Source organism: Nocardia kruczakiae NBRC 101016 (assembly GCF_001612965.1).
Taxonomy (GTDB): Bacteria; Actinomycetota; Actinomycetes; order Mycobacteriales; family Mycobacteriaceae; genus Nocardia; species Nocardia kruczakiae.
Map to the genome: position 1 here is coordinate 295,757 of NZ_BDBL01000002.1, position 25,056 is coordinate 320,812.

General features: G+C 67.0%; 20 protein-coding genes. 9 read left to right on the plus strand and 11 right to left on the minus strand.

Features of this window, described 5'->3' with window-relative positions; genetic code table 11:
- Window positions 1–55: 55 nt before the first annotated feature.
- From NK1_RS02760 to NK1_RS02770, 3 genes are all read left to right on the plus strand, one after another.
- Window positions 56–946 (plus strand): RNA polymerase sigma-70 factor, encoded by an 891-nt coding sequence (locus tag NK1_RS02760; protein ID WP_063006970.1) that lies wholly within the window; start codon window positions 56–58, stop codon window positions 944–946.
- Window positions 943–1,947, plus strand: coding sequence for a methyltransferase (locus NK1_RS02765; protein WP_218023038.1), 1,005 nt, complete (start codon window positions 943–945; stop codon window positions 1,945–1,947). The genes NK1_RS02760 and NK1_RS02765 overlap by 4 nt, the downstream gene beginning before the upstream one ends.
- A gap of 63 nt (window positions 1,948–2,010) precedes the next feature.
- Window positions 2,011–2,346, plus strand: a complete 336-nt coding sequence (locus NK1_RS02770) for a hypothetical protein (RefSeq protein WP_157104044.1) — start codon at window positions 2,011–2,013, stop codon at window positions 2,344–2,346.
- Window positions 2,347–2,362: 16 nt separating this feature from the next.
- On the opposite strand, the gene helR is transcribed toward NK1_RS02770, so the two are convergent.
- Both helR and NK1_RS02780 read right to left on the minus strand, forming a co-directional pair.
- On the minus strand, window positions 2,363–4,564 hold the full coding sequence (gene helR / locus NK1_RS02775) for an RNA polymerase recycling motor ATPase HelR (RefSeq protein WP_174552685.1): 2,202 nt from the start codon (window positions 4,562–4,564) through the stop codon (window positions 2,363–2,365).
- Window positions 4,565–4,774: 210 nt separating this feature from the next.
- The gene (locus NK1_RS02780) at window positions 4,775–6,220 is read right to left on the minus strand and encodes a WS/DGAT/MGAT family O-acyltransferase (protein ID WP_063006971.1); all 1,446 of its coding nucleotides are present in this window, start codon (window positions 6,218–6,220) and stop codon (window positions 4,775–4,777) included.
- A gap of 102 nt (window positions 6,221–6,322) precedes the next feature.
- Here NK1_RS02780 and qcrB point away from each other — a divergent pair, with 102 nt between their 5' ends.
- Complete coding sequence (qcrB, locus tag NK1_RS02785; RefSeq protein WP_063006972.1) at window positions 6,323–7,933, plus strand: cytochrome bc1 complex cytochrome b subunit; 1,611 nt, start codon at window positions 6,323–6,325, stop codon at window positions 7,931–7,933.
- An 83-nt stretch (window positions 7,934–8,016) separates the two neighbouring features.
- Here qcrB and NK1_RS02790 read toward each other — a convergent pair whose 3' ends face one another.
- On the minus strand, window positions 8,017–8,226 hold the full coding sequence (locus tag NK1_RS02790) for a DUF397 domain-containing protein (protein WP_063006973.1): 210 nt from the start codon (window positions 8,224–8,226) through the stop codon (window positions 8,017–8,019).
- Between the two features lie 398 nt (window positions 8,227–8,624).
- Here NK1_RS02790 and NK1_RS02795 point away from each other — a divergent pair, with 398 nt between their 5' ends.
- Together NK1_RS02795 and gluQRS are read left to right on the plus strand one after the other, a co-directional pair.
- The gene (locus NK1_RS02795; RefSeq protein ID WP_157104054.1) at window positions 8,625–9,095 is read left to right on the plus strand and encodes a DUF309 domain-containing protein; all 471 of its coding nucleotides are present in this window, start codon (window positions 8,625–8,627) and stop codon (window positions 9,093–9,095) included.
- On the plus strand, window positions 9,092–10,012 hold the full coding sequence (gene gluQRS / locus NK1_RS02800; protein WP_063006975.1) for a tRNA glutamyl-Q(34) synthetase GluQRS: 921 nt from the start codon (window positions 9,092–9,094) through the stop codon (window positions 10,010–10,012). Before NK1_RS02795 ends, gluQRS begins: the two co-directional genes overlap by 4 nt.
- A gap of 42 nt (window positions 10,013–10,054) precedes the next feature.
- On the opposite strand, the gene NK1_RS02805 is transcribed toward gluQRS, so the two are convergent.
- Window positions 10,055–10,591, minus strand: a complete 537-nt coding sequence (locus NK1_RS02805; RefSeq protein ID WP_063006976.1) for a DUF4190 domain-containing protein — start codon at window positions 10,589–10,591, stop codon at window positions 10,055–10,057.
- Window positions 10,592–10,640: 49 nt separating this feature from the next.
- Here NK1_RS02805 and NK1_RS02810 point away from each other — a divergent pair, with 49 nt between their 5' ends.
- On the plus strand, window positions 10,641–11,414 hold the full coding sequence (locus NK1_RS02810; RefSeq protein WP_063006977.1) for a queuosine precursor transporter: 774 nt from the start codon (window positions 10,641–10,643) through the stop codon (window positions 11,412–11,414).
- Window positions 11,415–11,441: 27 nt separating this feature from the next.
- On the opposite strand, the gene tgt is transcribed toward NK1_RS02810, so the two are convergent.
- Genes tgt through NK1_RS02835 form a run of 5 tightly spaced genes read right to left on the minus strand, consistent with a single transcriptional unit; the run spans window position 11,442 to window position 17,543 of the window.
- On the minus strand, window positions 11,442–12,710 hold the full coding sequence (gene tgt / locus NK1_RS02815; RefSeq protein ID WP_063006978.1) for a tRNA guanosine(34) transglycosylase Tgt: 1,269 nt from the start codon (window positions 12,708–12,710) through the stop codon (window positions 11,442–11,444).
- Between the two features lie 25 nt (window positions 12,711–12,735).
- A complete protein-coding gene (locus NK1_RS02820) occupies window positions 12,736–14,682 on the minus strand; it encodes an ABC transporter ATP-binding protein (RefSeq protein WP_063006979.1) in 1,947 nt (648 codons plus the stop codon).
- Entirely contained in the window at window positions 14,679–16,415 is a 1,737-nt protein-coding gene (locus NK1_RS02825; protein WP_063006980.1) for an ABC transporter ATP-binding protein, read from the minus strand. Before NK1_RS02825 ends, NK1_RS02820 begins: the two co-directional genes overlap by 4 nt.
- Window positions 16,416–16,461: 46 nt before the next feature.
- Window positions 16,462–16,947: an RrF2 family transcriptional regulator gene (locus tag NK1_RS02830; RefSeq protein ID WP_063006981.1), complete on the minus strand. Its 486-nt coding sequence runs from the start codon at window positions 16,945–16,947 to the stop codon at window positions 16,462–16,464.
- Window positions 16,947–17,543 (minus strand): TetR/AcrR family transcriptional regulator, encoded by a 597-nt coding sequence (locus NK1_RS02835; RefSeq protein WP_062994680.1) that lies wholly within the window; start codon window positions 17,541–17,543, stop codon window positions 16,947–16,949. The genes NK1_RS02830 and NK1_RS02835 overlap by 1 nt, the downstream gene beginning before the upstream one ends.
- A gap of 206 nt (window positions 17,544–17,749) precedes the next feature.
- On the opposite strand from NK1_RS02835, the gene NK1_RS02840 reads away from it, so the two are divergent.
- Together NK1_RS02840 and NK1_RS02845 are read left to right on the plus strand one after the other, a co-directional pair.
- Window positions 17,750–20,122 (plus strand): MMPL family transporter, encoded by a 2,373-nt coding sequence (locus NK1_RS02840; RefSeq protein WP_063006982.1) that lies wholly within the window; start codon window positions 17,750–17,752, stop codon window positions 20,120–20,122.
- Window positions 20,123–20,352: 230 nt separating this feature from the next.
- Window positions 20,353–22,662, plus strand: coding sequence for an MMPL family transporter (locus NK1_RS02845; protein WP_063006983.1), 2,310 nt, complete (start codon window positions 20,353–20,355; stop codon window positions 22,660–22,662).
- Between the two features lie 29 nt (window positions 22,663–22,691).
- Here NK1_RS02845 and NK1_RS02850 read toward each other — a convergent pair whose 3' ends face one another.
- Entirely contained in the window at window positions 22,692–23,627 is a 936-nt protein-coding gene (locus tag NK1_RS02850; RefSeq protein ID WP_063007063.1) for an LLM class F420-dependent oxidoreductase, read from the minus strand.
- A 48-nt stretch (window positions 23,628–23,675) separates the two neighbouring features.
- The gene (locus NK1_RS02855; RefSeq protein ID WP_245660313.1) at window positions 23,676–24,881 is read right to left on the minus strand and encodes an aminotransferase class I/II-fold pyridoxal phosphate-dependent enzyme; all 1,206 of its coding nucleotides are present in this window, start codon (window positions 24,879–24,881) and stop codon (window positions 23,676–23,678) included.
- Window positions 24,882–25,056: the final 175 nt, after the last annotated feature.

Below are 25,056 nucleotides of genomic sequence, written 5' to 3' on the forward strand. Positions count from 1 at the left end.
GCCGGCGAGCGTCTCGTGTGTGCCGGAGTCGACAGAGCAGGGACAGGAGCCACCCATGAGCGAGCGCATCGACGGCGCCACCGAAGCGTTCGTCACCCACCGCAACCTGCTGTTCACGGTTGCCTACGAGATGCTCGGTTCGGCGGCCGACGCCGAGGACGTCCTGCAGGAGACCTGGTTGCGATGGGTGGACGTCGACCTCGACGAGGTGCGTGACCAGCGTGCGTACCTGGTGCGGATCGTCACCCGGCAGGCCTTGACCCGGCTCCGCACGCTCGGGCGCCGCAAGGAGTCCTACGTCGGCCCGTGGCTGCCGGAGCCGCTGCTGACCACCCCCGATGTCGCCGAGGACGTCGAACTGGCCGACAGCGTGTCGATGGCGATGCTGCTGGTCCTGGAGACCCTCGCACCGACGGAACGCGCGGTGTTCGTGCTGCGCGAGGTGTTCGATCTCGGCTACGACGAGATCGCCGCGGCCGTCGACAAGACACCCGCCGCCGTGCGCCAGATCGCCCACCGCGCACGGGCTCACGTCGCCGCCCGCCGCCCTCGCGGAGTGGTGTCCGCCGACGAATCCCGCCGGGCCGTCGAAGCCTTCCAGCAAGCCATCGAAACCGGCGACCTCCAGCATCTGGTCGACATGCTGGCTCCCGATGTGGTGCTGCTCGGCGACGGCGGCGGCGTGGTCCAGGCGGTCCTGCGCCCGATCGCGGGCGCCGACCGGGTCGCGCGCGCCCTGCGTACCGGACTGCCGCGACTGCGCGCCGAGGCGACCGTCGAAGCGGTGCAGATCAACGGCTGCCCCGCGCTGATCGTGCGGATCGACGGCCGAATCGACGACGTGGTGGCGATGCGCCTCGACGACGGCCGCATCACCGGCCTCTACGTGGTCCGCAATCCGGAGAAGCTCTCGCGCGTCGAACAGCAGATCACGGTCAGCCGGTGAATTCGCCGGAGCACCCCGCCTCGATCCTCGCCCTGGCCGATCTGGCCACACCGATGGCGGTCCGGGTGGCCGCCACCCTCCGGCTGGTGGACCACGCGGGCACCGTGGGTGCGACCGCCGAAGAATTGGCGGCTCGCACCGGCACCACCGCTCCCGCTCTCCGGCGACTGCTCGACCATCTGGTCGCCGTCGGCGTCTTCGACCTCGAGGCGGCGTCCGGCCGCTACCGGCCCACGAGCCTCGGCGACCAGATGAGCGCGGACTCCCCCGACGCGTTCGAACTGCTGCTGCTCGATATCGGCAGCGCCGGCGGACGCGCCGAGCTGGCCTTCGTGGATCTGCTGAGCACGATCACCACCGGACGACCCGCCTATCCACGCAGGTACGGGCGTGACTTCTGGGCCGATCTGCAGGCCGAGCCCGCGCTGCGCGCCTCCTTCGACGCCCAGATGAATTGCCGCTTCCGGGTTTACGCGGATCAGATCGCGCACCGTTTCGACTGGAGTCGCTTTCCCGGCATTCTCGACGTCGGCGGTGGCGACGGCACCTTGCTGACGGCGATCCTGCGCGCACATTCCGGTGTCCGCGGGCGAGTGCTGGATCTGGCGCCGACGGCTGCCGCGGCCACCGAGCGATTCGCGGCGGCCGGCCTCGACGATCGGGCGACCGCCGTGGCGGGCAGCTTCTTCGACCCGCTGCCGATCGGGGCCGACGCCTATCTCCTGTCCGATATCCTGCACGATTGGGACGACGAGCTCGCCGCGGCCATCCTCGCCGAATGTGCCCGCGCCGCAGCGCCTAACGGGACGGTGGTGGTGATCGAGCCGATTCGGGGTCGCGGGGCCGACACGGCGATCGACCTGTTCATGCTGATGTGCTTCGGTGGCCGGGAACGAACGGTGCCGGAGTTGGCCGAGCTCGGTGCGCGATGCGGCCTGGCGCTGCGGACCTCGTCCCCGGTCGCGGACGGGCGGACTGCCTTGGAATTCCGGGCCCGATGACACCCGGAAACCATGAGCTATTCTACGAGCTATTTGTCGGCGCTCCGGTTTATGATCGAACACATGTTCGAGCATTGGCCGGAGAAGGGAGAGTTCGCGCTGCATCGGGTGGTGGTTCCGCCGATGCCGGTGCTGGTGGACGTGGCTGCCGCTATCCCCACCTATCCACGGATGGCCGCACCCGAGGCGGTGGCGCAACCGGTGCGGGCGGGCGGGCTCGAGATCACGGGGCGCCTTCCGGGGAGATTGCATGCCTGGGCGCGAGCGGCGGACGGAACGTGGTTGGGGCTGGTGGAATTCGAGTTGCGCACCGGGAACGGGCGCAGCCGATTACCGGTGACCCAATGGTGTCCGGCGCACGCGCTGATCATGCGCGGCGGGTGCGGGCCGCCCGAGTAGACGGCCCGCGACATCGCTACGCGGAGCGAAGATTTCCGGCCGCCGCGGGCGCGCCGACCGGGACCAGACCGCTCAGTGCCGTGGGCAGCGGGTCTCGGTGCAGCACCCCGAGCCGCTGGGTCGCACGAGTGAGGGCCACGTAGAGTTCGGCGGCGCCACGCGGCCCGTCGGCGAGGATGCGCTCGGGTTCGACGACGAGAACGGCATCGAACTCGAGGCCCTTGGTCTCCGACGCCGGGACCGTGCCGGGCAGTCCGGGCGGGCCGATCACGACGGCGGTGCCCTCCCGGCCGTCCTCGTCGCGAACGAATTCCTCGATGGCGGAGGTCAATTCGCTCTCGTCGACTCGGCGCGACCACGGCCGCACGCCACAGGCACGCACCGACTCGGGCGGACGCACGGCCGGGGCGAACTCGGCGAGCACCGCGGCGGCGACCGCCATGATCTCCGCCGGCGTGCGGTAGTTCACCGTGAGCGAGCGGTAGCGCCAGCGGCCGGGGACATAGGGCTCGAGCATGGCATCCCACGACGTCGCACCGGCGGTCGACCGACGCTGGGCGAGATCGCCGACCACGGTGAAGGAGCGGCCCGGGCACCGCCGCATCAGCACCCGCCAATCCATCTCGGAGAGTTCCTGCGCCTCGTCGACCACGATGTGGCGATAGGTCCAATCCCGGTCGGCGGCAGCGCGTTCGGCGAGCTCGCGGGTATCCCGATCGGCGAATCGGGCGGCGAGGTCCTCGGCGTAGAGCAGATCGGTGGCGAAGAGGTGGTCCTCGTCGTCCATCGAGTCCTCGCGGCCGGTCATGAGCTCCAAGACGCCTGCGGCATACCGGGCTTCGGCCGCGCGTTCGCGTTCCACGGTGTCCTCCGCCGGCTTCTCCCGGCCCAGCAGATCGACCAATTCATCGAGCAGCGGCACATCCGACACCGTCCACGCGGCGCCGTCGGCACGCCACAGGGCCGGGTCGGCGCCCGCCGCGCGCAGCCGCTCCGGCGACGAATACAGCTCGGCCAGCAGCTGTTCCGGGGTGAGCACGGGCCAGAGCCGGTCGAGCGCGGCGGTGAACTGCTCACTCTCGGCGAGTTCGGCGACGAGGTCGGCGCGCAGGTTCTCCCACGCTTCCCGGTCCTCGCGGGTGATCCAGCCCTTGCCGATCCGGGCGATCGCGCGCTCGGTGATCACATAGGTGACGATCTCGCGGAACACCGCACGCGCCTCGTTGTGCGGCAGACCGCTCGTGCGTGCCTCCTCCCGCGCCCATTCCGCGGTCGCCGCGTCGATGCGCGCGGTGACATCGGCCAATTCGATGGTCAGCGGTTCCGCCGGGAGGCACTGCCGGTCCGCGACCGCGGCCGCGAGCACATCCAGCATCCCCAGCGAACCCTTGACGCGCACCGCGTCCGGAGTGTCCTCGGCGGTGACGTGCAGGCCCGGTACCAGATCGCCCGTGGTGGTGAAGACGACGTTGGTTTCACCGAGCGAGGGAAGTACTCGATCGATATGGCGCAGGAAGGCCGGGTTGGGGCCTACCACGAGAACGCCGTGACGTTCCATCTGCTCGCGCTGGGTGTAGAGCAGATAGGCGACGCGGTGCAGCGCCACCACCGTCTTGCCGGTCCCGGGACCGCCCTCGATCACCAGCACGCCGGGATGATCGAGCCGGATGATCTCGTCCTGTTCGGCCTGGATGGTCGCGACGATGTCGCGCATCCCCTCGCCGCGTGCCGCGTCGACCGCCGCGAGCAGCGCCGCATCACCGCGCTCCCCGGCGCTCGGGCGGCCGAAGATCTCGTCGGTGTAGTCGACGACGCGACGGCCGCGGGAATGGAACTGGCGGCGCCGCCGCATCTGCTCCGGGCTGGCGGCGGTGGCGGTGTAGAACGCGCGTGCCGCCGGAGCCCGCCAGTCCAGCAGCAACGGCTCGAAGTCGTCGTCCTGGTCGAACAGCCCGATACGGCCGATATACGAGCGCTCGCCGGAGTCGCTGTCCAGTCGGCCGAAGCACAGTCCGTTGTCGGCCACGTCCAACCGCTTCACCTCCCGCGCCAGCGTCCGCACCTCCACATCGCGATCCACCAGCGCACCGCCGTTGCCGCGCAACGCCGCGCTGTAGCGGCGCTTGGCCTCGGCGCGCTCGCCGTCGAGTCGCGTGTAGAGCGCGGACACGTAGTCCTGTTCGGCCCGCAACTCGTCCTGGTACCCCGGATCCGACATGTGTCCCTCACTTCCCTGGCTCGACATGGTTCATGTGGACACCTGTGTCCGTCTCGGCCGCTGCGCGTCTCCTCCCGTTTTCGCAGGTACACGGCCTCGGCGGGCCATTGTGCGGCACCACCGGGGCCTTGCCGCAAGCCCCCCACTCCGCTATATATTGAATATGGAAAGAGGTGCAGGGCCCTCTTCCGTCTCTCCCACCCCGTCGGATCAGTCTCCGGTGAGCTGCGTGGTCACCTCGCGGACCGCGGCCCGCAGTATCTCCGCGTAGTCGTCCACATCCACCACCAGAGGATCGGCGTGGACGGACAGGGTGACCGTCCTTCCCAGCCCGTGCAGGCCGTGGGTCAGATGCATCACCGCGCCGAGGGCGGGAAAACCGGCCGTGAAGCGGACCGCGCCGCCGGCGATCGACAGATCCGCCTCGCCGCGGTGGACGCTGGACAGCACCGTATGACCCGATATCCGCTCGGGGACCAGGTCCAGCGGGTAGCCGGCGATATCGCGACGGAGAACCGGGGCGGGGATCGCGTCGGTGACGCGGTCGCGCGCGGACTGCAGCGGATGGGTGGCGCGGACTCGTCGTTCGGCCAGCGCCGCGGCGATGCGGCGCGCCCGCAGAGGCAGGTCCGGTTCCGAGGCGCACAGATCGACGCCGAGGTCGCGATAGTTGTTGCGCGGGACCGCTTTTCGATCGGCCGACAAGGGCCCGGCCATCGAGACCTGTGCACCCAACGGGTCGCCGGATTCGCCGTGGAGGGCGAGATAGCGACTCATCGCGACGGATATCGCGGTCAACGCGACGACCGTGACCGTGTACTCGGGAACGTGCAGCTGCTCCCCCGCGATCACGCGGACGACCCGACGCGCGGGCGCCGGCGGGCGGTTCAGTGCGGTGGGAGCGAAGTTCGGTGCGGCGGGCGGGATCTCACCTGCCTCGGCGAGGCTGTGCAGTTCCCGATCCGCACGAGCCGCGACAAGGCCCCGCCGCACCGTGCGCGCCATCCGGGGCAGAAACGAAACCAGCGAGATCGCCTCGACAGCAATGGTTTTCGCGCTTCGCCCGAGGTCGGGGCGGATCCACCCGCGGTGGTGCCGATTCACCGCCGAACCGTCCGGCGATACCGCATCGACGGGTGAACCCGTGTCACCCGAACCGCCACCGAAATCGGCGTCCCCCCACGCTGCCGTATCCAGACCCCGCAACAACTCGCGCGCGATGGTGGCGGCCCGTTGCCCGTCGGCCAGCGCATGCGAAAGTTGCAGCACCACAACGAGTGCGGGCATGGAGCCACCCGGTGCGTCCCGGATTCCGCGATACAGATGAACGCGCCAGGTGTATCGCCGCGCCGGTACCGCTTCCCCGAGAATCTCCCCCAGTGAAGCTTCCACAGTCGTCCACAGCGACTCCGCGAGCGTGTGGACGACGACCTGCGCGTCATCGAAATCCGCAGGCTCCCAGGCGGGATAGGCGAAGCGATGTTCGCGGATCCGGACGCGCAAATCCGGGATTTCGGCGCTGCGCGCGATCACCGCTGCCCGCAGCGCGTCCGCGGACCGTCCGGTGTCGTCGAAGCAGTAGAGCAGGAACAGGTCGTTGCAGGCCCGGCGCGACAGCCAGAACCTGGTGGCATCCTGCGGCGTCAGTAGATCCACCCGCCGACGATATCCACAACCGTCCACAATTCCCGCACCGACACTATCGACGCAGGTCAACTCCAGTGCTACGCTCTGTAGTAGACAGTCTCGACCACTCTCATACACCCGGGGCGGGGTGAGTGCCATGACAATCCCGGACGGCGCGACGAGAGATTCCGCGCGGCGCCCTTCCTCAGAAGATCCATCGACAAGGTCTTTCCGACACACTGGTCGTTCCTGCTCGGAGAGATCGCGCTCTACAGCTTCGTCATTCTGCTGCTGTCGGGTGTCCATCTGACGCTGTTCTTCGATCCGTCGATGACCGAGGTCGTGTATCAGGGCTCCTACCAGCCGTTACGCGGTGTCTCGATGTCCCGGGCCTACGAATCGGCGCTGAACCTCTCCTTCGAGGTGCGGGGCGGCCTGTTCGTGCGGCAGGTGCATCATTGGGCCGCATTGCTTTTCGCCGCCTCGATCGTCGTGCATCTGTGCCGCGTCTTCTTCACCGGCGCGTTTCGCAAACCACGCGAAGGCAATTGGGTGATCGGCTCGTTGTTGCTGATCCTGGCGACGTTCGAGGGCTTCTTCGGCTACTCGCTGCCCGACGATCTGCTGTCCGGGACGGGCCTGCGGGCGGCATTCGCCGGAATCACCATGGGTATTCCACTGATCGGCACCTGGCTGCACTGGTTGATGTTCGGCGGCGACTTTCCGGGCACGATCATTCTTCCGCGCCTGTACATCGCGCACGTGCTGCTCCTACCCGGCATCATGCTGGCATTGATCGCGGCGCACATCGCCATCGTCTGGTATCAGAAGCACACGCAGTTCCCTGGGCCGGCGCGCACGGAGAAGAACGTGGTGGGCACGCGGATCGTGCCTGTCTTCGTCCTGGATCAGGGCGCGTTCTTCATGTTCACTCTCGCCGTGGTCGCGACCATGGGCGGGGTGCTGCAGATCAATCCGATCTGGAATCTGGGTCCTTACAACCCTTCCCACGTCTCGGCCGGCACCCAACCCGATTTCTACCTGATGTGGACCGACGGCTTCCTGCGCCTGTTCCCGCCGTGGGAGCTGTATCTGTTCGGGCACACCGTGCCGAGCGCATTCGCGGTGGCGGTGCTGATGACGCTGGTGTTCGCTCTGCTGATCGGCTATCCGTGGATCGAGAAGCGGCTCACCCACGACCGTGCGGCGCACAATCTGCTACAGCGCCCGCGCGATGTGCCGGTGCGCACCGCGATCGGCGCGATGGCCCTCGCCTTCTATCTGGTCCTCACACTGGCCTGCGTCAACGACATCATCGCGCTGAAATTCGATATCTCGCTCAACGCCACGACGTGGTTCTTCCGGATCGCGCTGCTGCTCGTTCCGCCGCTCGCCTACTTCGTCGCGTACCGGATGTGCCTGGCGTTGCAACGCGCGGACCGGGCCGTCCTGGCGCACGGCATCGAAACCGGCATTCTGCGCCGGCTGCCGCACGGCGAGTACATCGAGATCCATCAACCGCTCGGGCCGGTGGATCGCGACGGGCGGCCGGTACCGCTCACATATCAGGGCGCCCCCGTGCCGAAGCGGGTCAATCGCCTGGGGTTGTCCGGCGCTCCCGGTAGCGGGAGCTTCCTGCGCCCGGATCCGGCCGGGCAGCGCGAACAACTGGATGCGGCCGCCCACGAACAAGAACGCCTGCTCACGGCCGCGCTGCGCGGGCACCGGGATCAGCCGCACTGATCCGGGGTGAGGCGACCGGCACCGGTGTCACACCAAGGCCCCGAGTCGACGATGACTCGGGGCCCATCACCTGTCGCCCGAGGTCAGGCGGAGCCCAACTTCCCGTCGGTCACGCCCGAGACGAACGCATCCCACTCGCCGGGTGTGAAAGCCAGAATCGGCCCGCGGCCGCAGTCTTTGGTATCGCGAACCCCGACATTGCCGTCACCCAGAAATGCGACCTCGACACAGTTTCCGTCGGGACCGCTGTATTTACTCTTGCGCCACACCGCACCGGTCGAATCAATCTTCACCTGAACCTCTCCTTTACCACCGTAGATAACGCGACAATAGTGCTTTCCTCGTCGCCGGACCCGGACTTCTCGAGACTCGACGGCTCCACAATGCGCCTGGTCATAGCGCACGAACTACTCGATGAACGGACTGGTTCACGAGGCACGCACCGCCGTGGTGCGTCCTCGCATTGATCCCGGGAGAGCACCCTAGCAGCACCCACAATCGCTGTCCCGCGTCTTTTCACTTTCAATCACTCGAATTGCTGGTAAAGAATTCCCGTTCACTAATAGCGGGAGAATTGCCAAATGACCGGAGAATGATCCGCTAAACAAAACCGCCCCGCGAAATTCCCCCATCGGGGGCCGCGCCCCGCCCCGGATAAACCGTGCGGTTGCTCGGTATGGATCATGGAGTAGTGGTGGAACGAGATCGCGACGATGCCGGACACGCCCGAAATGCCCGTCCTCGAGACCGGTTCGGGCGACCACTACCGCCCGGTAGCGTGGGCGTCGCCCGTATTCCGGATGATCTCGACCTCCCACCGGGCGAAACCCTGGACTATGCCCAACGCCTCCTGGACGAGGGACTGGCCTTCAACGCACACGAGGTGCTGGAGGCGGCGTGGAAGAACGGACCGTTCGCGGAAAGGATGCTGTGGCAGGGCCTGGCCCAGTACGCGGTGGGACTCACCCACATCCAGCGCGGTAATCCGAAGGGCGCTCGCACCCTGCTCGAGCGGGCGATCGGCCGGTTGTCGGCCACGCCGTCACCGCCGTACGGCATCGATGCGGCCGGGCTCGTCGCACACGCCGAGGGTCTGCTGGCGGATCTGGATGCCGGCCGCGAGATTCCGGAGGACGCGCTGTGTCCCCGGCTGCGCGGATGATCCCGCACACCGCCGGGGCCGGCCGTTTCGCCCCCAGCCCCTCCGGCGATCTGCATCTGGGCAATCTCCGCACCGCCCTGCTGGCATGGCTGTTCGCACGCGGCACGGCCCGCAATTTCCGGCTGCGTATCGAAGACCTGGACCGGGTGCGTGCGGGTGCGGAGCAGCGCCAGCTCGAGGATCTGGCCGCGATCGGACTGGACTGGGACGGCGAGGTGGTCCGGCAATCGGACCGCACCGCACGCTACGCGGCCGCGATCGAGCGACTCGACGCGGCCGGAATGACCTACGAATGCTATTGCACGCGAAAAGAGATTCAGAAGGCCGTCTCCGCACCGCACGGCCCGATGGGCGCCTACCCGGGAACCTGCCGCGACCTGACCGAGGCGCAGCGGGCGGCCAAGCGCGCCGAGGGCCGGCCCGCCGCACTGCGGTTGCGCTCACAGACAACGGAATTCGAGATCACCGACGAGATCCACGGCCGGTACCGAGGGCTGGTCGACGATTTCGTGCTGCGGCGCGGTGACGGAACGGCGGCCTACAACCTCGCGGTGGTGGTGGACGATGCGGCACAGGGCTTCGACCAGGTCGTTCGCGGAGACGATCTGCTGCCCTCGACACCGCGGCAGGCCTATCTGGCGACCGTCCTCGGATTCGCCGTACCCGCGTACGCGCACGTCCCGCTGGTGCTCAACACCGACGGTGCGCGGCTGGCCAAGCGCGACGGAGCCGTAACCCTGCGCGACAGAATCGCTCTCGGGGAGACGCCGCGCCAGGTTTTCACCATGCTCGCGGCCTCGCTCGGCCTGCGCGGGGAGACACCGCGAGCACTCCTGGATCAGTTCACTCCGGCGACGGTGCCGCACGCACCGTGGATTCTGGATCCCGCACATCCGGATCCGCTGCGGCACAGCTGATCCGGCGAACGTGCGTCCGGCGGTCCGGACGCACTGCCGCTCCTACCAGTTCGCCGCCGCGATGTTGACGATCACCCACACGATGGTCAGCACGATGCCGACGGCACCGACCCAGATCCCGCCGAGCGCCATACCGCGGCCCTGACCGCCGCGCTCCTTGATCTGGTTCAGTGCGATCACACCCAGGATGATCCCGACGATCGATCCGATACAGGTGCACAGCCCCAGGATCGACGCGATCAGCGAACCGATCGCCAGGCCGTTGGTGCCCTGCTGCGGCGCCGCGTAGCCGTAGGGCTGATACGGCGTCGCGGCCGGATAGCCGTAACCGGGCTGGCCGTAGGGCTGCTGCTGCGGATAGCTCGGATAGGACTGCTGCTGTTGCGGCGGCGGGGTCGGCTGCTGGTAGGGAGACGACTGCTGATGCGGGGCCGAGGAGTATCCGGCCTGCGGATTGGGCGGCGGGGTGGGCTGCTGCTGCGGGGTCGGCGGAACCGACTGGTGGCCGCCCGAATCGGACGAGACACCTTCGCCGCCGTACTGTTTCCACCATTCGTCGGAATCGCCGGGATTCGTCATCGGTCCAGCCTATTCCACCGGGCCCGGTTGCCGGTATCGTGCACAGGTCGTGAGTGAGACACAAGAAACGACACCGACCGGGGAGTCTGGACGCCCCGCGGTCGAACACGCAGCATTCGCGCAGGCCGCGGGGGGTCCCTTCACGTTGATCGTGACCTTGTTCACGGCGACGCTGATGATTTCCAACATCTGCGCGACCAAGGGCGTGCAGTTCTTCACCGGGCACGAGATGTCCCTCGGCCCCATCGAAATCCTGCCGATCACCACCGACGGAGCGTTCTTCCTCTTTCCGCTCGCCTATGTGATCGGCGACGTGCTGAGCGAGGTGTACGGCTTCAAGGCCGCCCGCCGCACCATCTACTACGGCTTCGGCATGCTGATCCTGATGGTGGTCTGCTTCTGGATCGCGATCGGACTGCCCGCGGCCGGGTTCTACGAGAATCAGGACGCCTTCCGCACCGTCGCCGGAACCACGCCGCAGCTCGTCGCCGCCGGGCTCGCCGGTTATGTGGTGGGCCAGTTCCTGAACTCGGTGACGCTGGTGCTGATCAAGGAGCGCACCAAGGAGAAACATCTGTGGGCGCGGCTGCTGGGCTCCACCGTCGCCGGCGAATTCGGTGACACGCTGGTGTTCTGCTCGATCGCGGCGACCGCCATCGGGATCAACACGTGGGGCGCGTTCATCAACTACGTGATCGTCGGCTTCGTGTGGAAGACGCTGTGCGAGGTGCTGATCATGCCGATCAGCTACCGCTGCATCGCCTACCTGAAGAAGCACGAACCCAGCTACGCACCGCTGGACAAGCCCGCGATCTACAGCTGACGCGGCCCGGGGGCAGGGCCGTTCCGTTCAGTCGAAGCGGATCCGGCCCTGCCACCGCCCCAGGAATTCGGCCTTGAAGTCGTCGTAGTAACCGCCCTCGATGCTCGCGCGGATATCGTCCACGAGCCGAATCGTGAAGCGCTCGTTGTGAATCGTGCACAGCGTCGCGGCGAGCATCTCCTTCGCCTTGAACAGGTGATGGATATACGCGCGGGTGTAATGGACGCAGGTGTAGCAGTCGCAGGTGTCGTCGATCGGGGTGAAATCGCGGCGGAACCGGCTGGTGTTGATGTTGAATCGGCCGGCGGCCACATAGATGGCGGCATTGCGCGCGACGCGGGACGGATTGACGCAGTCGAAGGTGTCGGCGCCGTTCTCGATCGCGACGAAGAAGTCCTCGGGTTCGCTGATACCCAGCAGATGCCGCGGTTTCTCCGCCGGCAGTTCGTCGCAGCACCAGCCCACGATGGTGCCGAGATTGGCCTTCTCCAACGCCCCGCCGATGCCGTAACCGTCGAAACCCGTTCCGCCGCTTCCCCGCATCGCGTCCAGATCGCGACATGCCTTGCGGCGCAGATCTTCGTACTGCGCGCCCTGAATCACCGCGAACAGCGCCTGATACGGCCGGTGCGCGCGTTCGGCGGTGAGCCGCTCGTGTTCGTCGATGCAGCGCTGCGCCCACTCGTGTGTGCGGCGCAGCGACTTCTCCTGATAGCCACGGGTATTGAACAGCGTGGTCAGTTCGTCGAAGGCGAACATGATGTCGGCGCCGAGGCGGTGCTGGATCCCCATCGACACCTCCGGGGTGAACCGGTGGCTCGACCCGTCCAGATGGGAGCGGAAGGTGACGCCGTCGTCGTCGACCACGGCCAGCCGTTCCTTCCCCTTCGCGATCACCTCGTCGCTCTGCACGCCGACGGCCTCCATGGCCAGCACCTTCTTGAAGCCGACCCCCAGCGACATCACCTGGAATCCGCCGCTGTCGGTGAAGGTGGGGCCCGGCCAGTTCATGAACCGGCCCAGACCGCCCGCCTCGTCCACGATGTCGGAACCCGGCTGCAGATACAGGTGGTAGGCGTTGGCGAGCAGGGCCTGCGCGCCGATCTCGGCCATCGCCTCCGGCAGGACCGCCTTGACCGTGGCCTTGGTGCCGACCGGGATGAACGCCGGGGTGGCGATCTGCCCGTGCGGTGTGGTGATCACCCCGGTGCGGCCGTGTCTGACAGGCGGCCCGCCGCCGTGTCGCCCCGGGAGCGACGTACCGACGGTGAACGAGAACTGGGCGGGATCGGACACGCCGCTATCCTGCCAGGCGCCCCGGCTAGACCACGTCCAGCGTCTCCTCGTCGACCAGATCCTGATCGACCGCGGCACCGGTGAACTGCGCGTTGTAGAGGCGGAAGTAGGCGCCGCGCGCGGCCAGCAGCCGCTCGTGGGTGCCCTGTTCGACGATGTGGCCGCCCTCCATCACCACGATCAGATCGGCATCGCGGATCGTCGAAAGACGGTGCGCGATAACGAAACTGGTGCGGTCGCGGCGCAGCGCGGCCATGGCCTGCTGCACCAGCAGTTCGGTGCGGGTGTCGACCGAGCTGGTGGCCTCGTCGAGGATCAGGATGGTCGGCTTGGCCAGGAAGGCGCGGGCGATGGTGATCAGCTGCTTCTCACCGGCGCTGACCCCGGAGCCCTCCTCGTCGATCACCGTGTCGTAACCGAGCGGCAGCGAATGGACGAAGCGGTCCACATAGGCGGCGCGGGCGGCCGCGAGGATCTCCTCTTCGCTCGCCTCCGGATTGCCGTAGGCGATGTTCTCGCGGATGGTGCCGCCGAACAACCAGGTGTCCTGCAACACCATGCCGATCCGCGAGCGCAGCCGGTCGCGGCCGATGCCGGTGATGTCGACCCCGTCGATGGTGATCGCGCCGGAATCCAGTTCGTAGAACCGCTCCAGCAGATTGACCAGCGTCGTCTTACCGGCGCCCGTCGGACCGACGATGGCGACCACGTGGCCGGGTTCGGCGACCAGGGAGAGATCGTCGATCACCGGTTTGTCGGGCTCGTAGCGGAACGACACCGCGTCGAATTCGACCCGGCCGCGACCGATCGGACGCGGGTCCTCGTCGCGCGGATCCGGGACCTGCTCGTCGGCATCGAGGATTTCGAAGATCCGCTCGGCCGAGGCGACACCCGACTGCAGCAGGTTGACCATCGAGCCGATCTGGGTGAGCGGCTGGCTGAACTGGCGCGAGTACTGGATGAAGGCCTGCACCTCACCCAGCGACAGACTGCCCGAGGCCACGCGCAGACCACCGACCACGGCGATCAGCACATAGTTCAGGTTCCCGATGAACATCATCATCGGCATGATCAGCCCGGAGATGAACTGCGCCTTGAAACTGGCCTGGTAGAGCCTGTCGTTGCGCTTGTCGAACTCCTCGCCGACCTCGCGGATGCGGCCGAATGCCGTGACCACCTCGTGGCCGGTGAAGGCCTCCTCGACCTGCGCGTTGACCAGACCGGTGTACTTCCACTGATCGACGAAATGCGGTTTCGACCGCTTCGCGATCTGGGCCGTGACGATCACCGCGGCCGGAACCGTCAGCAGCGCGATCACCGCCAGCAGCGGCGAGATCCAGAACATCATGATCAGGATGCCGATCACCGACAGCACCGATATGACCAGCTGGCTCATGGTCTGCTGCAGGCTCTGCGCCACGTTGTCGACGTCGTTGGTCACGCGGGAGAGCACATCGCCGCGGGCGTTGGTGTCGAAGTAGCTCAGCGGCAGCCGGTGGATCTTGTCCTCCACCTCGCCGCGCAGCCGCTGCACCGCGCGATTGATCACCGTGGCCAGCAGATACGCCTGCAACCAGTTGAACAGCGCGGCCAGCACGTACAGCACCAGAACCAGCGTCAGCACCTGGCCTACCGCGCCGAAGTCGACGCCGTGGCCGGGGTTGATGTTCATCGAGGACATCATGTCCGCGAGCCGGTCCTGGCCCTGCGCGCGCAGGGACGCCACCGCCTGATCCTTGGTGAGTCCCGCCGGCAACTGCTTGCTGACGACACCGTCGAAGATGAGGTTGGTGGCCTTGCCGAGGATCTGCGGCCCCAGGGTGTTCATGACGACCGACGCGACGGCCAGCACCAGGATCGCGATCACCGCCACCCGGTCCGGAGCCAGGCGGCGCAGCAGCCGCTTCAGCGTCGGTCCGAACGATTTCGCCTTCTGCCCGGGAGCACCCGGCATCGGCCCCCCGGGCCTCATCGCGCCGCCTCTTCCGGACTGAACTGCGATTCCACGATTTCCCGGTACTCCTCGCATTCGCGCAACAGCTGTTCGTGGGTGCCGAGGCCGACCATGGCACCGTCCTCGAGGACGACGATCTGGTCGGCGTCGCGGATCGTCGACACACGCTGGGCCACGGTGATGACAGCGGATTCGCGCGTCTCCGGACGCAGCGCGTCGCGCACCCGGGCGTCGGTGGCGACGTCGAGTGCGGAGAAACAGTCGTCGAACAGGTAGATCTTGGGCTTCTTCACCAGGGCACGGGCGATGGCGAGCCGCTGCCGCTGTCCGCCCGAGACGGTGGTGCCGCCCTGGGCGACGGGTGTCTGCAACCCTTCGGGCATGTCCCGCACGAAATCCGCGGCCTGCGCGATCTCCAGTGCGTGCCAGAGTTGTTCGTCGGTCGCCTCGGGATCGCCGTAGCGCAGATTCTCCGCGATGGTGCCGGAGAACAGGTAGGCCTTCTGCGGCACCAGACCGATCTGCGAACGCAGCAGCTCCATATCCACCTGCCGCACATCGGTGCCGCCGACGCGCACCACGCCGGAGGTGACGTCGATCAGCCGCGGAATCAGATTGATCAGCGTGGTCTTACCGGATCCGGTGGAACCGACGATCGCGGTGGTCTGCCCGGGCGAGACCGTGAAGCTGATATCGCGCAGCACCGGTTCCGCGGCGCCCGGGAACGCGAACTCCGCGCCGGCCAGCTCGACGGTCCCCGGGTCGGCGACGAAGGTCTGCGGCTGTGCGGGCGGCACCACCGAGGAATCGGTTTCCAGCACCTCGGCGATGCGCTCGGCCGACACCGCCGCGCGCGGGGCGATCATCGCCAGGAAGGAGGCCATCATGACCGCCATCAGGATCTGCATGATGTAGGACAGCAGCGCGGTCAGCGAACCGATCTGCATACTGCCGGAGTCGATGGCATGCCCGCCGAACCAGATCACCGCGACCGTGGTTACGTTGCTGATCAGCATCACGGCCGGGAACATCAGCGCGGCCAGCCGGCCCACGAACAGCGAGGACGAGGTGAGCTCGTCGTTGGCCACGGCGAACCGCTGCGTTTCGTAGCGCTCGCGCACGAACGCCCGCACCACACGGATACCGGTGATCTGCTCGCGCAGCACCCGGTTCACCGCGTCGATGCGCTCCTGCACACGCCGGAATCCGGGAACCATCCGGGAGATGATCAACGCCATGGTCAGGCCGAGCAGCGGCACGGCGACCAGCAGGATCCAGGAGAGTCCGAGGTCCTGGCGCAGCGCCATCACGATGCCACCGATGCACATGATCGGCGCCATCACGAGGATGGTCACGCTCATCACGACCAGCAGCTGCACCTGCTGCACATCGTTGGTGTTGCGGGTGATCAGCGACGGCGCGCCGAAGATGCCGACCTCGCGGGCGGAGAAGGTGCCCACCCGGTGCAGCAGCGCCGCGCGCATCTCCCGCCCCGCACCCATCGCGGCCTGTGCGCCCAGATAGACCGAACTCGCCGACGCGACGATCTGCACACCCGATACGAGCAGCATCCAGAGTCCCGTGGTCCAGATGTAGCCGATATCGCCCTTGGTGACGCCGTTGTCGATGATGTCGGCGTTCAGGCTGGGCAGATAGAGCATCGCGATGACGGAGATGAGCTGCAACACAACAACCCCCGCCAACTGGGTGCGGTAGGGGGCGAGAAAGGCGCGCAGCAACCTGATCAACATGATGGGTGCAGGCTACCGTCATTCCGGGGTGGTGTCGGCAAGATTTTCACGCGTCGACGCCGGGCGGGACGGGGGCGGGCCGCCGCGTCCAGGCACCGGGATCGGCTACCAGGTCAGCGACGAAAGCCGGCAGCTCGTCGGTGGCGATATCGGCGATCGAGACCTGTTCCAGCACCGCGCGGATATTGACCCGCAGCGCGATCCACACCCGCTGCAGCGGTTCGGCCACCCCCGAATACGCCACGTCCTCGGGACGCTGCCCGCGTACCGAGGCGAGCGGTCCCTCGACCGCGCGGATCACATCGGCGATGCTGATCTCAGCGGCCGGGCGGGCCAGCCGGTATCCGCCGTCGGGGCCGCGCCGGCTGACCACCAGATCGGCCCGGCGTAGTTGCGCCGCAATGGATTCCAGAATTTTCGGCGAAATGTCCTGCGCCGTGGCGATCGTCTCCGCCTTCACCGAATTCGCTTGTGCGCGAGCGATTTCCAAGAGGATGCGGACCGCGTAGTCGATCCTTGCCGAAATGTGCACTAGCGCTGTCCACCCGGTCCGTTCAGTACGCCGAGAGCGGCCTCGATCAGGACCCGCTCGATCACCTCGTCACCGGCATCGGGAACGAGTTCGTTCGACCACAGCGCCGTGCCCAGTACCTCCAGGGCGGCGCTGGCCCGCAATTGCGCCTCGTGCGAGGGGTCCGGCCCGGCCAGCCAGACGCACAGACGCCGGTGCATATCGAACATGTCGGGGTGCCGGTCTCCGATCGCGTTGAGGATGGCCACCGTGTCGCGCACACACATCGCGCCCGCGGTGCGGTGCCGTAACAGCGTCCGGAGCTGGCGATTCAGCACTTCCCGAGCACCCGCCGGACTGTGCGGCACCCCGTCGAGTTCGTCGACCACGAGCTTCATGTCGTCGAAGATCGGTTCGATGATCGCGAGCAGCAGATCGAGCTTGGACGCGTAGTGATAGTAGAGCGACGCCTTTGTGATTCCCACCGCATCCGCGACCTCGCGCAGGCTGGTCTGCTCGAATCCCTTGTTCGAAAAAAGCCGGATCGCCGCCTCACGAATCGCGTCCTTGGTGCTCTGACCTGCGACAACGGATCCGGAGGTAGTTCGGGCGCTCATTCGATGATCCTCTCATCCACCGATCGAAGCGGAGGGCACGCCCCGAAAATCGAGGTTGTTCCTCCGCTTATCGATTGGGTAGTCTACCTACCGCACGGTAGGCAGAAAGCGTCGATGGAGGCGGATCGCAGTGCGGCGTCCGCAGTAGTGCTGTCTACGGGGCCTGAACTCAGCACCGCAAATCAGCTATCGCTAGGAGATACCGCGTGTCCGTGTACCTCTATCGGTGGGGGAAGTTCGCCTTCCGCCGAAAATGGATCGTGCTACCGGTCTGGTTGCTGATCTTCGTGATCGTGGGCGCCGTCGGCGTCGGGCTGAAGAAACAGAGCCAAGACGACTTCAACATGCCCAATCTGCCCTCGCAGAAGGCCACCGACATCCTGGACAGGGAATTTCCCGGACAATCGGCGGCCTTCAAATTCGACGCGGTGACCGGCACCTATGTCGCCGCGGCCACCCACGGCAAGCTCACCGATCCGGACAATCACCAGGCGCTCACCGCGCTTGTCGAGAAGATCAACAACCTCGATATCGTCGACAAGTCCAAGATCAAGCAGGACCCGCAGAATCCTGGCGTCCTGACCGACCCGGTCGCCGCGACGACGGCGATCGGCTGCACCTCCGGTGATCGCACCGACCCGAACTTCGTCGCGAAATGTGGTCTCGCGCCGCTGAACGTGCTCGGCAAGAACAACAATGCCGATACCGTCGCCTACTTCAGCGTGCCGTTCAAGATCAAGTCGTTCTCCGATATCACCAAGGCCGATCGGGACCAGGCCTACAAGGTCGCCGACGAGGCGCGCGCGGCCGGACTCGACGTGGAGATCAGCGGCACCATCGCCACCGAGCAGGCGCCGCCGGGCGGACAGTCGGAAATGATCGGTTACGCCGTCGCCTTCATCGTGATGATGATCGCCTTCGGCGCGCTGATCGCGGCGTTCGTGCCGATTCTGACCGGCATCGTGGGCGTCGGCATGGCGTCCTCGCTGATCATGGCCGGCACCTCGATCGTCAACATCCCGAACTTCACCACCGTGCTGGCGGCGATGATCGGTATCGCGCTCTCGATCGACTACGCGCTGTTCATCGTCTCGCGCTACAAACATGAACTCGCCGTACAGGATTCGCCGGAAGAGGCCGCGGGCGTCGCCATCGGCACCGCCGGTTCCGCGGTGGTCTTCGCCGGTATGACGGTCATCATCGCGCTGTGCGGCCTGAGCATCGTCGGCGTCAGCTTCCTCACCTGGATGGGTCTGGGTGGCGCGCTGGCCGCGCTGTTCGCGATCCTGGTCGCGCTGACCCTGCTGCCCGCGATGATGGGCGCCTTCGGCCGCTTCCTGTTCAAGCCGAAGCTGCCGCTGGTGGCGCGCACCGATACCGAGGACGACGACGCCGTCACCAACGGCAAGCGTTTCGCCCGGCTGATCGCCAAGGCGCCGTGGGTGACCCTCGGCGCGAGCGTGATCGTGCTCGGCCTGCTCGCCGCACCCGCGGTGAATCTGAGCCTCGGCCTGCCCGGTGAGGACAGCCAGCCCAAGACCACCACGGTTCGTAAGGCCTACGACCTGCGCACCGAAGGGTTCGGCGAGGGCAGCAACGGCACCCTGCTGGTAGTCGCGGATCTGACCAAGGTCAAGCCGGAGCAGCGTCAGGAGGCCGTCATGGCCCTGCACGACAAGCTGGCCGGCTACCAGGGCATGGACTTCGTGACCATGCCGTCGACGAACAAGCTGACGCCGCAGAAGACTCCGGACTATGTGAACAGCACCGGCGCCCAGCTGACCGCCGTGCCCGATCACGGCCCGAACAACTCCGAAACCCAGGACCTGGTGAAACATGCCCGGGACGCGGAATCGGACCTGCAGGCGAAATACGGCATGGAGTACGGCATCACCGGCTCGACCGCGATCTACGCCGATGTGTCCAATGCCCTGCTCGGCAAGATCGTGCCGTATATGACGATCGTGGCGATCGCGGCGTTCATCCTGCTGGTGCTGGTGTTCCGCTCGGTTCTGGTGCCGCTGACCGCCGCGTTGGGATTCCTGTTGTCGATGGCGGCCACCTTCGGCGCCACGGTGCTGATCTTCCAGCAGGACAAGCTCGGCCTGATCGGCGACCAGCATCCGATCGTGAGCTTCCTGCCGATCATGTTGATCGGCTTGGTATTCGGTCTCGCGATGGACTACCAGGTGTTCCTGGTGACCCGGATGCGTGAGGAATACGTGCACGGCAAGTCCCCGAAGGAGGCCATGGTGTCCGGTTATCACCACGGCGCTCGCGTGGTCACCTCCGCGGCCGTCATCATGATCTCCGTCTTCGGCGGATTCATGTTGGAGTCCGATGTGACCGCGAAGTCGATGGGCTTCGCACTGGCGGCCGGCGTGCTGTTCGACGCCTTCCTGGTGCGGATGGTGCTGATTCCGTCGCTGCTGGTGCTGCTGGGCGAATGGGCCTGGTGGATGCCGAAGTGGCTGGACCGGATCCTGCCCGATATCGATGTCGAGGGCACCAAGCTGCGCGAGCTGCAGCAGCGTGACCGCGACGCGGCGACGGTGAAGCAGCCGGTCCCGGTCGGCTGATCCGCGAACCACGCCACGGGCCCCCATCCGACCATCGGATGGGGGCCCGTGGCGTCTCCGGCTTGATCTTGCAGCAACGAGCCAGCAGACTCGAACCCAATGCTCTCCAGCTCGGCCACTCGACGGACCGACCGGAACGGCGAGTGCCCCGGCTACCGCACAGCTCGATCAGCGACCGGCCCCGGTTCGCACTCGTCGCCAATCGAGGCCAGCGACCCTAGGAGTGCCTCGTGTCCGTGTATCTGTATCGGTGGGGAAGATTCGCCTTTCGGCACAAGTGGATCGTGCTCCCGGCCTGGCTGATTCTGTTCGTGATCATCGGCAGCCTGGGCACGCAGCTGAAGAAGCCGATGAACGACGACTTCACGATTCCGAATCTGCCGTCGGAGCGTGCCACCGAGATCATGGACGAACACTTTCCGGGGATGTCGAAGGCGTTCAGCTTCGAGGCGGTCACCGGCACCTATGTCTTCGGGGCTGCGCCGGGACAGAAAATCACCGACACATCCCAGCGGGCGGCCGTCGCGAGGACGGTCACCGAACTGAACGATCTGAACATCGTCGATCACAAGACTCCGCTGGTCGATCCGATCACCGCCACCGAACAGATGGGCTGCTTCGCTCCCGATCGCAGTGCGCCGGAATTCGTCTCGCGCTGCAGTGCCGCGCCGGTGAACGTGCTGAACAAGGAGAATCCGGATACCGTTGCGGTGCTGACCGTTCCGTTCACGATCCAGAAGTTCACCGACATCACCGCCGGCGATCGCGCGGCCGCCTACGCCGTCGGCGACGATGCGCGCGCCGCCGGATTGCAGGTGGAGATGAGCGGGTCGCTGGCGATGGAACAGCAGCAGCCCAGCGGGCAGGCCGAGATGATCGGCATGGCCGTGGCGCTGGTGGTGATGGTGGTGGCCTTCGGCGCGATCGTGGCCGCCTTCGTGCCGATCATCACCGCGATCGTCGGACTCGGATTGGCGACCTCGGTGATCTTCCTCGGCACCTCGTTCATGTCGGTTCCGAGCTTCACCACATTCCTGGCCTCGATGATCGGCATCGCGCTCTCGATCGATTACGCGCTGTTCATCGTCTCGCGCTACAAACACGAACGCGCCGTGCAGAGTTCGCCGGAGATCGCCGCCGGCACGGCGCTGGGGACGGCCGGTTCGGCGGTGGTGTTCGCGGGCGCGACGGTGATCATCGCACTGGTCGCACTGGCCATCGTGAACATCAGCTTCCTGACCTTCATGGGTCTGGGCGGGGCGCTCGCGGCGGCGTTCGCGGTGCTCACCGCCATCACCCTGATGCCGGCACTGCTCGGTGCCTTCGGGAAATATCTGTTCGAGCCGAAGCTTCCGGTGATCGCGCAGCACGATCCCGAGGACGATTCGGTGGTCACCAACGGTATGCGGGTGGCACGGGTGATCGGGCGGATGCCGTGGCTGACGCTGGTCGCGAGCATCATCGTGCTGGGTCTGCTGGCCGCGCCCGCGTTGAGCCTGAATCTGGGTCTGCCGGGTGAGGACAGCCAGCCGAAGACCACCACTATTCGCAAGGCCTACGACCTGCGCACCGAGGGATTCGGTGCGGGCAGTAACGGCAAACTGCAGGTCGTCGCCGATCTGTCCCAGGTGCCCACCGATCAGCGTCAGGCCGCGCTCAGCGCACTGCACGACGAATTGGCGGCGTATCCGGGTATGGATTATGTGACCCAGCCGCAGCCGAGCCGGGACGGCGCGGGTGCGTTGATGACCGCGGTGCCCACCACCGGGCCCAACGATCAGGCCACCAAGGATCTGGTCCGCGACGCCCGCGACGCCGAATCCGCGCTGCACGACCGATACGGCATCGAATACGGAATCACCGGCACCACAGCCATTTACGCGGATGTCGACCATGCGCTGCTCAGCAAGATCCTGCCGTACCTGGCCATCGTGGCGGGTGCGGCATTCCTGTTGCTGATCGCGGTATTCCGCTCGGTGCTGGTGCCTTTCACCGCCGCACTGGGATTCCTGCTCTCCATGGCGGCGACATTCGGCGCCACCGTGCTGATCTTCCAGAAGGGCGCGCTCGGCCTCATCTCCGAACCGCGGCCGATCGTGAGCTTCCTGCCGATCATGTTGATCGGCTTGGTCTTCGGCCTCGCCATGGATTATCAGGTCTTCCTCGTCACCCGCATGCGCGAGGAATACGTGCACGGGAAATCACCCACGGACGCGATGATCTCCGGTTACCACCACGGCGCGCGCGTGGTGACCTCGGCCGCCGTCATCATGATCTCGGTCTTCGGTTCGTTCCTGCTGGAATCGGATGCGACGGCCAAATCGATGGGTTTCGCGCTCGCCGCGGGCGTGCTGTTCGACGCCTTCCTGGTGCGGATGGTCCTGATTCCGTCGCTGCTGGTGCTGATGGGCAGGGCGGCTTGGTGGATTCCGGGGTGGCTCAGCCGGATCGTGCCGGATATCGACGTGGAGGGTGCGCGGTTGCGCGAGCTCCACGTCGACGATCCGGACGAGCCCAGGAGTCCGGTGAAGGTCGGCTGAGCCGACGCTGCCACCGCGTACCGGGTCGTTCAGCCCAGCCGGGTGGCGACCTCGCCGGCGACCAATTCCAGGTGGTCGAGATCGGACAGGTCCAAAACCTGCAGGTAGAGCCGGGTGATGCCGGTGGTCTCGCGGTAGCGGCCGATCTTGTCGACCACCTCCGCCGGGGTGCCGGCCAGGCCGTTGGTGCGCAGTTCGTCCACCTCGCGGCCGATCGCCTCGGCGCGGCGGGCGATCTCGGCCTCGTCCCGGCCCACGCACAGCACCTGCGCGGCCGAGCGGACGATCTCACCCGGATCGCGGCCGATGTCGCGGGCCGCCGCGGCGACCCGATCGAATTGCGCCGCAGCGGTTTCCGCATCCGTGAACGGCAGGTTGAACTCGCGCGCGTACCGCGCGGCCAGGGCCGGAGTGCGCTTCTTGCCCGCCCCGCCGATGATCACCGGCGGACCCGGCTGCTGCACCGGCTTCGGCAGGGCCGGACTGCCCTGCAGCACATAGTGTTTGCCCGTGAAATCGAAGGTCTCCCCCACCGGGGTCTGCCACAGGCCGGTGATGACCGCCAGTTGCTCGGCGTAGCGGTCGAAGCGCTCACCGAGATCCGGCAGATCGATGCCGTAGGCGCGATGCTCGTCGGCGAACCAGCCCGAACCGAGCCCGAGTTCGACCCGGCCGCCGGACATCTGGTCGACCTGCGCGACCGAGATCGCCAGCACCGACGGATGCCGGAACGTCGCCGCGGTGACCAGTGTGCCCAGCCGGATCCGGGAGGTCTCGCGCGCGAGCCCGGCCAGTGTGATCCACGCGTCGGTCGGGCCCGGCAGACCGGACACCCCGCCCATCTTCAGATAGTGATCCGACCGGAAGAATGCGTCGAACCCCGCCTCCTCGGTCACCTTCGCAACCCGGAGCAGATCGTCGTAGGTAGCCCCTTGCTGGGGCTCGGTGAAGATTCGTAGTTCCACGAGCACCAACGTACCGGTCGGCCGCGTACCGGTACGCCGGCGCGGCGCTCAGCCGGTCACGCCCAGGTCCGGCAGTTGGGCGGCGCCGGCGACGGCCTCGCGCAACAGGTCGGCGGCGGCCTCCAGCTGGGCGGGTTCGTGTTCGGAGGTCAGGAAGAAGCGCAGGCGTTCCTGACCGGCGGGCACGGCCGGTGACGAGATCGCGCCCGCGTAGACGCCGTTCTGCAGCAGCGTCGTGGCGACGTAACCGGCGCGCAGTTCGCCGGGGACGATCACCGGGCAGATCGGGGTGCCCTCGGAGATGCCGAGGTCGATGCCGCGCTCGCCGAGCAGGGTGCGGAAGTGTTCGGCGTTGGACCACAGCCGGCGCAGCCGCTGCGGTTCGGCCTCGAGGACGTCGAGTGCGGCCAGCGCGGCACCGATGGTCGAGGGTGCGGGGCCGCCGGTCAGCATCGCCACACCCGGCGCGGCGGCCTTCATCGCGGCGATCAGGTCCGCGTCGGCGGCGATGAAACCGCCGCAACTGCCCAACGCCTTCGACAGGGTGCCCATCCAGATGTCGACGGCGTCGCCGGGCATCCCGTAGTGCTCGCGGATGCCGTGGCCGCGCTCCCCGAAGACGCCGAGGGAATGCGCCTCGTCGACCATGACGGCACAGTCGAATTCCCTTGCGATGGCGGCTATCTCGCTCACCCGCCCGACCGTGCCGTCCATGCTGTAATGGCCTTCGACCACGACCAGCGCCCGATCGAAGTTCCCGCGCGACATGCGCAACACCGAACGCAGCGACTCCGGATCGTTGTGGCGGAAGTTGAGCCGCCGCGCTCCCGACCACTGCACCCCGGAGATCACGCTGCCGTGGATGAGCGAATCGCAGATCGCGACGTCGTCGGCGCCCAGCAGGAAGCCGATCACCCCGGCATTGGTGAGATAGCCGCTGGTCGTGACCATCGCGTCGCCGACGTCGTACATCGCGGCCAGGCGCTGTTCGAGTTCGGCGTAGATCGGGATCTCCCCGGCGACGATGCGGCTGGCCGAGGCGGAGGCACCATAGGTGTCCAGCGCGTCCTTGGCCGCCTGCACCACCTTCGGATGGTTGCCCAGGCCGAGATAGTTGTAGGCGCTGAAGTTCACCAGATCCCGGCCCTGCCACCGAATCACGGTGTCGTTCGGGCTCTCCCGCACGAGGAACATCGGATTCGGTGTGCCGCTGTGCTCGTGCACCGCCGCGATCGCCGCACGCTTCTGCACCATCGCCGCGACCTCGGGGTGGTCGGCGAATTGGCGTCCGGGGCCGCGGCGCGGGCGGGCCGGTCTGGTGTTGGCAGCACCCGTGAACGCAGCGCTCGGGCCACCGGACGTCACGGGAGCCGGCGCTGAGGCACCGGTCCCTCCGGAAGCTGTGCCGGACAACAACTTCCGCGCCAGA